The 13626-nt window shown below is 63.8% G+C and carries 12 protein-coding genes; 4 read left to right on the top strand and 8 right to left on the bottom strand.

Annotated features, from left to right (window positions below; all coding sequences use genetic code 11):
- Positions 1 to 13 precede the first annotated feature (13 nt).
- From F3089_RS08230 to F3089_RS08210, 5 genes are read right to left on the bottom strand one after another with little or no spacing between them, the layout of a single operon-like run.
- Positions 14 to 283, bottom strand: a complete 270-nt coding sequence (locus tag F3089_RS08230; RefSeq protein ID WP_095618116.1) for a K+/H+ antiporter subunit F — start codon at positions 281 to 283, stop codon at positions 14 to 16.
- A complete protein-coding gene (locus tag F3089_RS08225) occupies positions 280 to 783 on the bottom strand; it encodes a Na+/H+ antiporter subunit E (RefSeq protein ID WP_151440370.1) in 504 nt (167 codons plus the stop codon). The genes F3089_RS08230 and F3089_RS08225 overlap by 4 nt, the downstream gene beginning before the upstream one ends.
- A 1-nt stretch (position 784) precedes the next feature.
- Entirely contained in the window at positions 785 to 2305 is a 1521-nt protein-coding gene (locus tag F3089_RS08220; protein ID WP_151440369.1) for a monovalent cation/H+ antiporter subunit D, read from the bottom strand.
- Positions 2302 to 2643 (bottom strand): Na+/H+ antiporter subunit C, encoded by a 342-nt coding sequence (locus F3089_RS08215; protein WP_077529163.1) that lies wholly within the window; start codon positions 2641 to 2643, stop codon positions 2302 to 2304. The genes F3089_RS08220 and F3089_RS08215 overlap by 4 nt, the downstream gene beginning before the upstream one ends.
- Positions 2644 to 5442 carry a monovalent cation/H+ antiporter subunit A gene (locus F3089_RS08210; RefSeq protein WP_151440368.1) on the bottom strand — a complete coding sequence of 933 codons (2799 nt, stop codon included), beginning with the start codon at positions 5440 to 5442 and terminating at the stop codon, positions 2644 to 2646.
- Positions 5443 to 5535: 93 nt separating this feature from the next.
- Here F3089_RS08210 and F3089_RS08205 point away from each other — a divergent pair, with 93 nt between their 5' ends.
- Positions 5536 to 5994: a DUF4112 domain-containing protein gene (locus F3089_RS08205; protein ID WP_151440367.1), complete on the top strand. Its 459-nt coding sequence runs from the start codon at positions 5536 to 5538 to the stop codon at positions 5992 to 5994.
- Positions 5995 to 6060: 66 nt separating this feature from the next.
- Positions 6061 to 8058: a hypothetical protein gene (locus tag F3089_RS08200; protein ID WP_151440366.1), complete on the top strand. Its 1998-nt coding sequence runs from the start codon at positions 6061 to 6063 to the stop codon at positions 8056 to 8058.
- 90 nt (positions 8059 to 8148) lie between these two features.
- On the opposite strand, the gene F3089_RS08195 is transcribed toward F3089_RS08200, so the two are convergent.
- Together F3089_RS08195 and F3089_RS08190 are read right to left on the bottom strand one after the other, a co-directional pair.
- The gene (locus F3089_RS08195; protein ID WP_151440365.1) at positions 8149 to 8949 is read right to left on the bottom strand and encodes a crotonase/enoyl-CoA hydratase family protein; all 801 of its coding nucleotides are present in this window, start codon (positions 8947 to 8949) and stop codon (positions 8149 to 8151) included.
- 164 nt (positions 8950 to 9113) lie between these two features.
- A complete protein-coding gene (locus F3089_RS08190) occupies positions 9114 to 11597 on the bottom strand; it encodes a heavy metal translocating P-type ATPase (RefSeq protein WP_151440364.1) in 2484 nt (827 codons plus the stop codon).
- Between the two features lie 124 nt (positions 11598 to 11721).
- On the opposite strand from F3089_RS08190, the gene F3089_RS08185 reads away from it, so the two are divergent.
- A complete protein-coding gene (locus F3089_RS08185) occupies positions 11722 to 12102 on the top strand; it encodes a MerR family transcriptional regulator (protein WP_151440363.1) in 381 nt (126 codons plus the stop codon).
- A gap of 21 nt (positions 12103 to 12123) precedes the next feature.
- On the opposite strand, the gene F3089_RS08180 is transcribed toward F3089_RS08185, so the two are convergent.
- A complete protein-coding gene (locus F3089_RS08180) occupies positions 12124 to 12879 on the bottom strand; it encodes a VIT1/CCC1 transporter family protein (protein WP_151440362.1) in 756 nt (251 codons plus the stop codon).
- A gap of 98 nt (positions 12880 to 12977) precedes the next feature.
- Here F3089_RS08180 and F3089_RS08175 point away from each other — a divergent pair, with 98 nt between their 5' ends.
- Positions 12978 to 13589 (top strand): methyltransferase, encoded by a 612-nt coding sequence (locus tag F3089_RS08175; RefSeq protein WP_151440361.1) that lies wholly within the window; start codon positions 12978 to 12980, stop codon positions 13587 to 13589.
- Positions 13590 to 13626 lie beyond the last annotated feature (37 nt).

Genomic DNA, 13626 nt, shown 5'->3' with positions numbered 1-13626 from the left:
ATGCTTTCCCCCATCATTCGATCACGTCCCCGCGCACCAGGTACTTGGTCATGGCCACCGTGCTTACGAATCCCATGAGCGCGATCAGCAGGGCCGCTTCGAAGATCAGTGATGAGTCCATGTAGATGCCACCCAGAACGATCACGGCGATGGCATTGACGTTGAGGGTGTCCAGGCCAAGGATCCGGTCGACGATGTCCGGCCCGCGCAGCAGGCGGTACAGGTTCAGAAGCAGGCTCAGGCTGAACAGCGCAAGGGCGATGGGCAGTACTGTGGCGGTCATTCCAGGATCTCCCTGAGCGGTGTCTCGTAGCGTTCGCGGATCTGTTCGATGAGTTCGTCCTCATCGTCCAGATGCAGGACATGCACCAGCAGGTAGGCCCGGTCCGGGCTCAGGCCCGCGGACACCGTGCCCGGAGTCAGCGAGATGCTGCTGGCCAGCATGGTGATGGCGAACTCATTGGTCAGCGACAGGGGGTAACGCACGAATGCCGGCGCCAGCGTATCCGGATCGCGCAGGATCAGTCGTGCCACACTCAGGTTCGAGCGCAGTATGTCCACCAGCAGCCGCAGCATGTACAGCAGCAGGCGGCCCGGGTTGTGCAGGTGCGGACGTTCCGGCCAGAACTGCTGGGTCGAGAAGGGGATCAGCCAGCCCAGCACCGCCCCGATCAGCACCTGCCCCGGGCTGATCGAGTTGACCAGCAGCAGCCAGAGCACCAGCAGGAACAGCGAAAAGTGGGGCCTGGGCCACCAGTGGGTCAGCTGCGGCATCAGTGTCATGTCAGTGCCCTCCCGTCAGTCTGAGCCCGGCCTCATGGACCGTCCTCACGTAATCACCGGGCGCCATCAGCTGTGCCGCTACTGACCGGGTATAGTCCATCAACGGTGCTGCGGCCAGGCTCAGCACCAGTCCGGCCCCTACCAGAACGATCACACAGGCGAGCCGAACCCGGTCGGCCCTCATGTCATGATCCCGTTCCGGTGACTGGCGCCAGAAGAACTTGCTGCCCGCCCGGCTGAGTGCCACCAGCATCAGGAAGCCGGCCCCGAGCAGAAGCGGCCAGAAAATTCCGGCGGCGCCTTCCGCGAGGCTCGCCTGGAGCATCCAGGCCTTGCTGACAAAACCGCTGAACGGCGGAAGCCCGGCCAGCGCCACTGCGCCAAAGAAGAACAGGATACCCAGGGTTCGCCTGTCCTTCATGGCGGCGGTGACGACCATGTAGTCTCCGGCTGCACCGCGCTGGCGGGCAATCAGGTCCGCGAACAGGAAGAAGCCTCCGGTCAGCAGTGTGGTGTGCACCAGATAGAAGAGCGCGGCGGCCAGGGCTTCGGTACTGCCCAGGGCAATGATCGCCATGAGGGTGCCTGTGGAGACGATGACCATGTAGGCGGTCATGTTGCGCAGGCTGGTGGCGCCCAGAACCCCGATGCCACCCAGCGCCAGCGTGGCCAGCGCGAGGGGCCAGAGCCACTGCCAGGCGGTCAGGGCCGCCAGTGGTTGATCCAGGGCGAACACCAGCGGAAAGACACGGATCATGGCGTACAGGCCGACCTTGGTCATGACCGCAAACAGGGCCGCTACTGGTGCGGCGGCCGCAGTGTAGGCGCGTGGCAGCCAGAACAGCAGCGGCAGCAGAGCCGCCTTGACTCCGAAAACCACCAGCAGCACCAGGGAGGCGGCCTGCAGAAGCGGCTGGTCGGCCTGTGGCGCATTGCTGATGCGTGTGGCCAGATCCGCCATGTTCAGTGTGCCCGTGAGGCCGTAGAGCATGCCCAGTGCCAGCAGGAAGAGCGCCGAGCCGATCAGGTTGATGATCACATAGTGCAGCCCGGCCCGGCTGCGTGCGGTGCCCCCGCCGTGCAGCAGCAGGGCGTAGGAAGCGATCAGCAGTACCTCGAAGAAGACGAAGAGGTTGAAGATGTCGCCGGTCAGGAAGGCGCCGTTGAGCCCCATGAGCTGGAACTGGAAGAGGGCGTGGAAATGGGCGCCGGCATCGTCATCACCCCGGCAGGCGTAGATGAGCGCCGGCACGGCCAGGGTGGCGGTCAGCACCAGCATCAGTACGCTCAGCCGGTCCGGAACCAGCACAATCCCGAAAGGTGGCGCCCAGCCACCGAGGGCATAGACCAGCCGTCCGTGCTCCAGGACCATGCTCCCCAGCCAGAGCACCAGGCCGAGACCGGCCACAGTGGCGCCCAGGCTGATGAAGCGCTGGGCGTTCAGGCCCAGGCGCGGCAGGGTGACCAGCAGTGCTCCGGTGATCAGGGGCAGCAGTATGGGCAGGACCGGCAGGTGATTCATGGGCGCCAGTCCTCCTCGGGATCCACACCGTCAACGTGGTCATTGCGCAGCTCCACCGCGGCGCGCAGGGCAAGCACCACCACGAAAGCCGTCATGGCGAAACTGATCACGATGGCTGTCAGAACCAGTGCCTGGGGCAGTGGGTCCGTTGGGTCCGCGGACTCACCGATGACCGCCGGGGCCGCCAGTGCCAGCCGGCCACTGGCGAACAGGAAGAGGTTGACGCCATGGGACAGAAGGGTCAGTCCCATGATGACCGGGAAGGTGCGACCGCGCAGCACCAGGTAGATGCCACAGGCGGTGAGCACGCCGACAGCAATGGCGTAGAGTGCTTCCATCTATCCGATCTCCTTGCCGGGGCCGTGCACGGTCATGAGTTTGCCCAGGTTGGCGAGGATCAGCAGTGTGGCCCCGACCACGGTGGTGAAGACGCCCAGGTCGAACAGCAGCGCGGTGGCCAGCTCCAGATGACCCAGCAGGGGCAGTTTGTAATGCCCGAACCAGGAGCTGAGGAACGCTTCGCCGAACACCAGGCTGCCCAGCCCGGTGCCGCAGGCAAGCAGCAGCCCCAGCCCGATCAGGGGCCGGAAGGGTGTGAGCATGCGTTCATGGGCCCAGGCAAGACTGCCGGCCATGTACTGCAGTGAGAGCGCAACCGCCGTGATCAGTCCGGCGATGAAACCGCCACCAGGCATGTTGTGCCCACGCAGGAAGATGTAGGCCGAGACCATCAGCGCTATGGGCAGTATCGGCCGCGCCATGGTGCGCAGGATCAGCGGGTGGGGATTCGAGGCCCAGTACTGGTCCCGCTCCTGCGGGATACGGTCTTTGAGCTGGAGGTTGCGGGTCAGGGCGAAGACGGCCACGGCTGCGATTCCCAGCACCGTGATCTCGCCCAGGGTATCGAAGCCGCGGAAATCCACCAGTATGACATTGACCACATTGCTCCCGCCGCCACCCGGTTTGCTCTGGCTCAGGAAGAAGTCCGCGATGGTGCTGTGGGGGCGGGTCATGATCGCGAAGGACACCAGTCCGACACCGAGCCCACCCAGAGTGGCAACGCCCAGGTCGCGACCCTTTCGCAACCGGCTCGACTCAAGGGGCGTGGTCTGTGGCAGGAAGGACAGGGCCAGCATCATGATGATCACCGCCATAACCTCGACCGAGAGCTGTGTCAGCGCCAGGTCCGGCGCCGAGAAGCGGGCAAAGGTGAGAGTGACGAAAAGCCCGGCGCTGCCAAGCAGGAGCAGGGCGAACAGGCGCTGGTGGTGGCCGAGCACCACCCCTACCGCCGAGGCCATCAGCAGTACCAGGCCCAGACCGGTCAGGGGATCCACGGGGGTCATGGTCTCGCCACCGTGCCACTGGATGCCGGAAAGCAGAACCGGTCCGGCCAGCACAATGGCCGAGAGGATGATCAGGGCGATGTAGCGCTGGACCGAGCCGTTCTCCAGTGCATGGACCAGCCGTTCGGCCGTACCGCCGGCGCGGGTCATCAGCCATTCAAAGATCTCACGGGCATCGGCCGGAGGCAGCTGGTCGTAAAGCCGGAACAGTGGCTCCCGGGCCATGTAGACGAGCAGACCGCCAAGCATGGCCGCCAGGCTCATGAAGAAGGCGGTGCCGATGTGGTGGAGCTGGTGCATGTCGTAGTCGGGCAGGGCGCTGCCTGCCGCCGCGGAGGCGACGGGGCCGATGAGACCATGGACCACCGACTCGGCATGCCAGCTCACCAGCACCACCGCCAGCGCCAGCACGGCAGCCGGGACCTGTATGCCCACGCCGGGGTTCTTAGGGGGCCAGACCGGCAGATCCTGCGGTTTACCGTTGAAGAACACGTTGTGGAAGATGCGGAAGGAATAGGCGGCGGAGAACAGGCCGGCAATGGCGGCCAGTGCCGGTGTGAGCCATTGCAGGGGCGGCATCACGGATGCGTTCATGCTCTCGATGAAGAACATCTTCTTGCTCAGATAACCGCCGAGCAGCGGCAGCCCGGCCATGGAGGCGGCGGCCACGGCGCTGATGACTGTCAGAGCCGGAAGTGTTCGCCACAGGCCGTTGATGCGGCGCATGTCCCGGGTGCCGGTTGCCTTCTGGACGGCGCCGGCCATCATGAACAGCGGTGCCTTGAACAGGGCATGGTTCAGCAGGTGGAAGAGCGCGGCCACCATAGCCATGCGTGTGCTCAGCCCCACCAGGAGGGTGATCAGCCCGAGATGGCTGACGGTGGAATAGGCCAGAAGCTCCTTGGTGTCATGCTTGAACATGGCGATGAAGGCGCCCGTCAGCAGTGTGGCCATGCCGGCGGTTGAAATGCTGTAGAGCCAGGCGTCCGTGTCCCCCAGGGCGGGGTGGAGCCGGGCCAGGAGGAAGATGCCGGCTTTCACCATGGTGGCCGAGTGCAGGTAGGCGGAGACCGGCGTGGGCGCCGTCATGGCATTCGGCAGCCAGAGGTGGAACGGGAACTGGGCGGACTTGGTCATGGCGCCGATGAGGACCAGGCCGAGCATCCAGGGGTAGAGCGGGTCCGACGTCAGTGCTGTTTCCGGTGCCAGGATGTCACTCAGCTGGAAACTGCCCACGCTGTTACCGATCAGCAGAACCCCCGCCATCAGTGCCAGCCCGCCACCGCCGGTAATCACCAGGGTCATACGCGCGCCACGGCGGGCCGGGCGTTCGTCCTGATGGAAGCCGATCAGGATAAAGGACACCAGGCTGGTCATCTCCCAGAACACCAGCATGAACAGCAGGTTCTCGGAGGTCACGATGCCCAGCATGGCGCCCATGAAGGCCAGCATCAGCGAATGGAAGCGCACGGCCCCGTGCTTGCCGGCGAAATAGAAATGGGCGTAGAGCGTGATCAGCAGGCCCATGCCGGCGATGATGAGCGCGAAGAAAAGCCCCAGTGCATCCAGCCGGAAGGCCGGCGAGAGACCGATCCCGGGCAGCCAGGGGTAGTGTTCGATGAGAATGGCGCCTCCCAGAACATCCGGGGCCTGGCTCAGCAGCACGCTGACCACGGTGATTCCGATGGCTCCGGCAATCAGGGCAGGCAGGATCGCTGTCGAGCGCCGCGAGACCAGCGGCGTAATCAGGGCCCCGAGCAGGGGCAGCGCGACAATCGACAGCAGCATCATGAACGCAGGTATCCTTGAGTTCCGACGCCGCGAAGGGTAATGGACGGGGGCTGGATTGTCAGCTACCCGAAGGAGGTATAGGCTGCTTCCGTTATGAGAGAGATCCCTGCCCGAGATCCTGAGCGTGAGCGTGCCACACTGGCACGGCTGGAGCGGTTTGCCCGTCTGACCGACTCCCGTTTCCGGGTTCCGTTCACCGGTATCCGCTTCGGCATCGGTCCCCTGATGGGCCTGATTCCGGGGATCGGGGATTTCGCCGGGCTGGTGCTGTCCCTGTACCTGATCCAGCAGGCCCGCCGGATCGGGGCGCCGCGTTCGCTGCAGCTGCGCATGCTGGGCAACGGTCTGGTGGATGCCGTGGGTGGAACCCTGCCGGTTGCCGGCGATGTGTTCGATGTGTTCTACCGTGCCAACAATCGGAATGTGACGCTGCTGCGTGAGCACCTGGAAGCACGGGTCGCCGAGCCTGAGCCGGGGTGGTGGCCGCATCCCGCGTGGCTGCTGGCGGCTGCGCTGTTGCTGGTGGGGTTGATATGGCTGATCGTCGTCTAAACCGCTTGCATCCTGTGCCAATGGAGTGAAACTGGGCGGCAGGAATCTACGACCGGAAACAAACGCATGTCTGAACCCGTTCAGTACGCCGGGACCACGCCGGGCTCTGATGCCAGCCCTATTGTCAGCACCCTTGATAACGCGGTGGCGAGCCTGGAGAAGGCCCCATCCCACGCTAAGGTCCATTGCGTAAGTCAGGTCCTGGACCAGGCCCGCAAGCTTCTGGGCCTGCCGGAAGGGCCGGCGCTGCTGTTCGAGCGTGCCCCCCGGCTGGAGCAGGCCGGGCTTTTCGTGGGCAGCGACTGGGAGCTGCCGGATTCCCTCCAGGCGCGCTTTGTGCCCTCCACCTTTGCCGAGGGCGACGCCCGGCTGATTGCCCTGGAATGTCTCAGCGAACTGCGCATGCTGGCCGTGGCCAGTGGCAGCTGGTTCCATCCGCGGCTGTCCGCCGAGCAGGCGGAACACTTTCTGACCCAGGTACTGGCCTTCAACCTGCAATCGGTGTTCGGCATCAGTGATGAAGCCGCGCGTAACCGCCCGGCGGACATCCAGCGCATGCTTGACCATCATCTGGGGTTCGTGGCCGAGCACATCGGCTTCGACAGCATTCTGGACCATGTGGTGGCTGAAGTGTGGCGCCTTCTGCGCCAGCGGCCGCTTCAGGTGGACAACATCCGCCAGATGATTGACCGTATCGCGGACTGTCTTTTTGATCCGGAGGTGAGCCTGGGCACCACGGCTCGCGGTGCCGAGCAGCTGGTGAGCGCGCTCTACGGACCCACCCAGCATTCCCGCGAGGATCCCGGACTGGAGGTCTACGAGGAACGGGTCCGAGGGCTCGACAACATGGCGCTGGACGCCGAAGCCGCCAGTTTCGCCCGCGCCATGCATGATACGGGGCTGGTTTCTCCCTACCATGCGACGTTTCTGCGCTATGCGCTGGAGCAGGACGATGCCGAGATGGTTTCCCGCTGTCTGGGGCTGAGCAGCACCGGGAGGGACTGCCTGCTCTGCTACCGCCGTTTCATGATGGACCTGGCCCGCTACAGCCTCTTTCCGGAGAACTGTCATGCCCTCTATGGGCTTGCCTGTCTGCTGGAGCGGGGCATTCTCTATCAGAACAGCATTGCCGCCGCCCTCTGGCGCCAGATGAAAACCCCGATCCATGCGGATGTGCGCGCGCTGCTGACCGGGCTCTATGGGGATGCCCATGAACCCGGTGTCTATCTGATGGGAGGGCTGATCGGTGCCCTGGGCCTGCCGCTTGGACTGGGCCAGGGCAACAATCCGGCCTGCCAGTCCACCCGTGCGCTCTCCATGTGGGCGTACACGGACCCCGCTTACCTTCTGCAGTTGGTGCGCTGGGCGTCGCGGGACAACCAGGTGGTGATGGAGTTCGAGGGCCAGGCCCTGAACTCCGCCTACCTCTATACGGGTGTGGTCAGCCAGTGGAACCTGGACCTGGATCCACTGTCACTGGTGCTGGTGCCGCATCTCGACCGGCTTTATCTGGAAATGGGGCGGCTCTCTGACGGCCGCGGGGAGGACCCGCACCGCTGGATCAATCCGGAATTCCACGGCTGGTGGGTGCACCGTGGGTTTGCGATCGCGGTGGACGTGGAGACCGGCAAGCTCGAGGATCCGGACGGCTTCATCCGGACCTTCTATTCACTGTACAACCCGCTCTACAACGGCAATACCCCCGTGGTGCACCCGCAGCCGGCCGGTATTGCCGTCACCGACAGCCAGGCCCGGTTCGTGGGCTGGCACGCCATCGCCATACTGCGTGTGGCCCTGGACCAGGACGAGGTGATGCGGGTGTATTTCTACAACCCCAACAACGACAGCGGTCAGGACTGGGGCAAGGGCGTGACCGTCTCCACCGAGGGCTATGGCGAGCAGCACGGCGAATCGTCCCTGCCGATCAGCGAATTCACATCGCGGCTCTATATCTTCCACTACGATGTGACCGACTGGCAGCTGCACACCACCGAAGTCCCGCCTGAAGAGATTCAGGGCGTGCGTGCCCTGGTGGAAGGCAGCTGGGCCGCGGACCGGCTGTAGGAGCGCGCTTGCGCGCGATCACATGCCAGCCACGGTAAAGCGCCCCTCCGGGAACCATCGCGCGCAAGCGCGCTCCTACGGGGGTGAGGTTCAGAACGAGCGACGGTGGTCGTAGGCCTGTTCCGGCTTGCCCGTGTTGCGTGCCACCGCCGTGCGCTGGTTGGCCCGCGCAATGATCTTCTTCTGAAGGCGGCTTTCCCAGCCCAGCGCCGTGCGGTCATCCGCCTGCCAGGCACGGTTGTAGAGCAGTTTGGTGGCCGCCACCGCATCCGGCGATTTCGCTTTCAGCTCCTCCACGAACGCCAGGGCGTCATCCAGGGGGGTATCGCTCACATGCGTGACCATCCCCAACCGTTCCGCTTCGGGCGCCTCGACGACCCGGGCGGTCATGGTCAGCTCCTTGGCCTTGTCGATGGGCATGAGTTCGGAGAGGGTGGTGGTGATGCTCATGTCCGGAATCAGCCCCCACTTCGCTTCCATGATCGAGAACTCGCAACCCCGCGTGCTGTAACGGAAATCCGCGCCCAGCGCGATCTGCAGACCACCGCCGTAACAGACACCATGGGTCACGGCGATCACCGGCGCCGGCACCTCCCGCCACAGGTAGCCCACGTCCTGGGCCAGGTTGCTGATCTTCCGGCCCGGCTTGAACAGCAGCTTGGCGAAGTTGACCGGATTTGCCGACACGCTCTTCACATCCAGTCCGGAGCAGAAAGCCTTGCCGGCCCCCTGAATGATGACGGCCCGGATCGAACGATCCTTCTTCAGGGTTTTCGCGGTGCTGGCGATGGCATCGAACATCGCCATATCCAGGCCGTTGTACTTGTCCGGCCGGTTCAGTGTGACGTAGGCGATGTCGTTGTCGATTTCCAGAGTGACTCGGTCAGACATGGTATTTCCTTTTTGGGCCGGATATCTCGAAATCTCTGAACGGATAGGGGCTGGTAATCTCTGACGGGAATGTCTGGAGCCATGGATGGCGGAAGACAAGCGTACAGGGATGTATTTACAGCGTTTCCCGGCAGAGATTACCAGCCCCTATCCTGCGCGTACACTCAGGCTGGAGAGGGTCCCTCTGTCTGCATAGGCGCCTGATACCGCCGCAACCGAAGCGCATTGGTCAGCACACAGACACTGGACGCGGCCATCGCCAGCGCCGCAAACATCGGCGACAGCAGCACCCCGATGAAGGGATACAGGATCCCCGCTGCTACTGGAATCAGCAGCGTATTGTACCCGAACGCCCAGAACAGGTTCTGCTTGATGTTGCGGATGGTTGCCCGGGACAGCCCTATGGCATTGGGTACGTTCTGGAGATCCCCGGACATCAGCACCACCTCCGCCGACTCGATGGCGATGTCCGTCCCCGTGCCAATGGCAATGCCCACATCCGACTGGGCCAGCGCCGGCGCGTCATTGATGCCGTCGCCCACGAAGGCAACTGCGCGACCGCCCTCCTGCAGGGCCTTGACCGCATCCACCTTGCCGTCCGGCAGCACCTCCGCCTGGACTTCATCAATACCACACTGGCGGGCGATGGCGTTGGCAGTGTGCTGGTTATCCCCGGTGATCATGGCCACGCGCAGGCCCGCGTCATGCAGGTGCCGGATGGCATCGACCGTGGTTTCCTTGAGTGGGTCCGCCACGGCGATCACGGCGGCCAGTTGCCGGTCCACGGCCGCGTACAGTGGTGTGCGGCCCTGATGGCCCAGCTTCTCCGCGGTATTGCCGGCCTGGTCGGTGGGGACGCCCAGCTCTTTCATGTAACCGGCCCCGCCCAGGGCCACTTCATGGCCATCCACCTGGGCGATAACGCCCTTGCCGGTCGCTGTATCAAACCCGGATACTTCAGAGAGGTTCAGTTCACGCGCCTCGGCGGCCGCCACAATGGCCCGGGCAATGGGGTGTTCCGAAGCCTGCTCGACACTGGCGACCAGCCGCAGAAGCTCGTCCTCCTGTTGATCACCCATGACCTCGAAGTCCGTCATCTCCGGCTGACCACGGGTGAGGGTGCCGGTCTTGTCGAACGCGACCACGTCGGTATTGCGCAGCCGCTGCAGAGCGTCGCCCCGGCGGAAGAGGATGCCCATCTCGGCACCCTTGCCGGTGCCCACCATGATGGATGTGGGCGTGGCCAGGCCCATGGCGCAGGGGCAGGCGATGATCAGCACTGCCACGCCGTTGATGAGTGCGAAGCTGAGTGCCGGATCCGGTCCGAACAGCAGCCAGATGCCGAAGGTCAGGGCGGCGGCCACCATGACCACCGGAACAAAGACACCGGCCACCCGGTCCACCAGCGCCTGGATGGGCAGCTTGGAGCCCTGGGCCTCCTCCACCATGCGCACGATCTGCTGCAGGGTGGTGTCATTGCCCACGCGGGTTGCGGTGAAGGTAAGGCTGCCGGACTGGTTGATGGTGCCGCCCACGACCTCGTCGTCCTCGGCTTTCTCAACCGGTACCGGCTCGCCTGTGATCATGGATTCATCCACCCAGGAACCGCCGCCGGTTACGGTTCCGTCCACCGGGATCTTCTCGCCGGGGCGTACCTGGACTGTATCGCCCTGGACCACGTCCTCAATGGCGATCTCCTGGGCGTCGCCATTGCGGATCACGCGCGCAGTGCGTGCCTGGAGCGTGAGCAGCCGCTTGATCGCTTCACCCGTCCTGCCTTTCGCCCGCGCTTCCATGTAGCGTCCCACCAGGATCAGGGTCACGATGACCGCCGCGGCCTCGTAGTATACCTGCACCTGACCTTCGGGCAGGATTGAGGGCAGGAAGGTGGCCACCACGGAGTAACCCCAGGCCGCCGTCGCACCCAGCATCACCAGTGAGTTCATGTCCGGGCCGCCGCGCAGCAGGGCGGGTAACCCCTGGCGGAAGAAGCGCAGGCCGGGGCCAAACAGGACAATGGTGGCCAGAACGAAGAACAGGTAGTACAGCGGCTGCTGGCCGATGGCCTGCATCTGCCATTCATGGAAGGCCGGGATGAAGTGGGCGCCCATATCGAGGATGAACACGGGCAGCGTGAATGCCGCTGCCACCGCCACAGAGCGCTTCAATGCCCGTGCTTCCGTAGCCTGGGCATCCTCCTGATCGTTGCCGGTGGTCTTCTCCCGGATCGGCGACGCACTGTAGCCGCTTTCGCTGATGGCGCGGGCCAGTTCACCGGCTTCGACGGTGCCGGCCACCACCTCCACCGTGGCCTTTTCTGTCGCCAGGTTCACGCTGGCATCCACCACGCCGGATACGGCCAGCGCGGCCTCTTCCACTCGGCTGACACAGGAACCGCAGTGCATGCCGGTGACCTGGAAGCGGAAGGTTTCGGTCGCCACATCGAATCCGGCCTTCTGGACCGCCTCTTTCAGGGTCCCTGGGGAGACGGAGTCGCCTGCATGGACCCGGGCTCTGCCTGTGGCCAGGTTCACACTGGCTTCGCTGACGCCGTCCACGCCGTGAAGGGCCTTCTCTGTCTTGCTGACACAGCCGCCGCAGTTCAGCCCTTCAATGGTGAGGTCGTATTCGCGCTCTGTTGTACTCATGGGTGCTCCTCCTGCCGCTACATTCAGCGGTTGAGATCCTTGTGATAGACCTCTGGGTTAGCGTATACAAACAGAATAAATGCCGTACCATGGTACGGGGTCAAGTTCAGGATCCGGGAGAACCATGCTGACCATTGGAAAACTTGCCGCTGCCTGTGATGTGGGGGTGGAAACCGTCCGTTTCTACCAGCGCAAAGGGTTGCTTGAGACCCCATCGAGTGAAGGTGGCGTAAGACACTACGGCAATGAGGACGTGCGTCGTCTCCGTTTCATCCGCAAGGCGCAGGCTGCAGGGTTTTCCCTTGCGGAGATCGGGGAATTGATCGGCCTGGATGCCAGTCATGATCATACGCGGGCTCGGGAACTCGCCCGGACCCGTATCGAGGCCCTTGAGGTCAGGATCCGTGAGCTGCAGCAGGCGCGCGATTCCCTGAGGCAGCTTGCAGCGGAGTGTGAAGCGGACGATTCTGGACCCTGTCCGATTCTGGAATCATTCGGGGTCTGACTGAGGCAACAGGCTGCAGCCTCAGCCGAGCTTGAGACCACTCAGCATGGGTTCGAAAACAAAGCTCAGCAGGAAGGCGAGGATTGCCGCTCCCCCTCCCATGGCCAGGGTCTCAAGCCCGGCCCGGAAGCGGCTCATCCCCAGGATCTGGCCCTTGACCCAACCGATTCCGAAAAGGGCGAGGATCGCGACTGCACCACTTACAAGAAACATTTGCAGACCTGCCAGGAAGGGAATGAGGAAAGGCAGCAGTGGTATCAGCCCCACACCAATGAACACCCAGAAGGTGGAGGCAGCGGCCTTCATGGGCGCCGGACCTGAAAGGGCGTAGCCGAATTCCTCCTGAATCATGGTGTTCACCCAGAGGCGCTTATCCGCGCTGATGGTCTCTACCACCTGCTCCAGTATGTCCCCTGAAAAGCCTTTCTGCCGGAAAATCTCACGGATCTCCTCGCGTTCGCCTTCGGGATCGTGATGGATGTGGCGTGCCTCCTGTTCGCGCAAGCGGTCCCGCGCATCATGGTCGCTTTTCACTGCCTGGTAGTTACTCACTCCCATGCTGAAGGCATCCGCGATAAGGCTCGCGATGCCGAGTACGAAGGCGACCATGCCTGGAAGGCCAGCGCCGGCCACACTGGCGATGACGGCCACGGTGGTGACGCAGCCATCGATACCACCGAGTATTGCATCCCTCAGGTAGCTCTGCTGCGGTTGCTGCGACAGGCGTTCCCGGATGGCATCCGGCTGGTGGCTGTGTTCCAGTGGGTTATCGTCCATTCAGGGCTCCCTGGGTCGCGTACAATTACCCGCCAATGTAACCCCTGTGGGCGTTTATAGCATTGTTACACGTCTAATCGGCAGCATAGAGTGACCCCATGGATACCCAGACCAGTGCCCTCCACGAGGTCCGCCTCGATCATGTCGTGTCGCTGTTGACCCGGAGTACGGCCCGCAGTGTGATTGACTTGGGCTGTGGTTCCGGTGCCCTGCTTCAGCGGTGCCTGGAATCCGGGGCGTTTGACCGTCTGGTGGGGTTGGAGTCTTCCGGCGTCTCATTGCGCAACGCGCGGGAACGCCTGGCTCACTGGCTGGAGCAGCCGGAGCCGGGGGTCCAGCTCGTCCGGGGTTCCTTTCAGGAGCCGAATGCCGCCTGTTCAGGCTTCGATGCGGCAGCGATGGTGGAAGTCATCGAGCATGTTCCACCACGGGATCTGTCGACCGTTGAGCGGGCGGTTTTCGAGTATTTCCGACCGTCCTTCCTGGTCATGACCACGCCAAACCGTGATTACAATCCCCTGCTCGATCTTGCTCCCGGCGAGCTCCGCGACCCTGACCACCGGTTTGAATGGAGCCAGGCCCGTTTCCGCCAGTGGGCCTCCGGTGTCGCCAAGCGCAACGGCTACCGCGTGCGTTTCGGCGGCATCGGCGAAGCGGATCCGGAGCTGGGCTCACCCTCGCAGCTGGCGTGTTTTGAGCGTATCGATTAACCCATACCGCTTCGAGCGCTCGATTTGAGACAGCCAT

The organism is Halospina sp. K52047b (genome assembly GCF_008709855.1).
Classification (GTDB): Bacteria; Pseudomonadota; Gammaproteobacteria; order Pseudomonadales; family Oleiphilaceae; genus Halospina; species Halospina utahensis_B.
Note: the sequence above shows the minus strand (reverse complement) of the source record. Positions and strands in the feature narration are given on the sequence as shown.

Bases quoted from the DNA above. Each gene is read 5' to 3' on its own strand.
- F3089_RS08215 (WP_077529163.1), bottom strand. From the start codon at position 2,643: ATGGAAGCACTCTACGCCATTGCTGTCGGCGTGCTCACCGCCTGTGGC.
- F3089_RS08225 (WP_151440370.1), bottom strand. From the start codon at position 783: ATGACACTGATGCCGCAGCTGACCCACTGGTGGCCCAGGCCCCACTTT.
- F3089_RS08205 (WP_151440367.1), top strand. From the start codon at position 5,536: ATGAGAGAGATCCCTGCCCGAGATCCTGAGCGTGAGCGTGCCACACTG.
- F3089_RS08180 (WP_151440362.1), bottom strand. From the start codon at position 12,879: ATGGACGATAACCCACTGGAACACAGCCACCAGCCGGATGCCATCCGG.
- F3089_RS08185 (WP_151440363.1), top strand. From the start codon at position 11,722: ATGCTGACCATTGGAAAACTTGCCGCTGCCTGTGATGTGGGGGTGGAA.
- F3089_RS08175 (WP_151440361.1), top strand. From the start codon at position 12,978: ATGGATACCCAGACCAGTGCCCTCCACGAGGTCCGCCTCGATCATGTC.
- F3089_RS08230 (WP_095618116.1), bottom strand. From the start codon at position 283: ATGACCGCCACAGTACTGCCCATCGCCCTTGCGCTGTTCAGCCTGAGC.
- F3089_RS08220 (WP_151440369.1), bottom strand. From the start codon at position 2,305: ATGAATCACCTGCCGGTCCTGCCCATACTGCTGCCCCTGATCACCGGA.
- F3089_RS08190 (WP_151440364.1), bottom strand. From the start codon at position 11,597: ATGAGTACAACAGAGCGCGAATACGACCTCACCATTGAAGGGCTGAAC.
- F3089_RS08200 (WP_151440366.1), top strand. From the start codon at position 6,061: ATGTCTGAACCCGTTCAGTACGCCGGGACCACGCCGGGCTCTGATGCC.
- F3089_RS08210 (WP_151440368.1), bottom strand. From the start codon at position 5,442: ATGATGCTGCTGTCGATTGTCGCGCTGCCCCTGCTCGGGGCCCTGATT.
- F3089_RS08195 (WP_151440365.1), bottom strand. From the start codon at position 8,949: ATGTCTGACCGAGTCACTCTGGAAATCGACAACGACATCGCCTACGTC.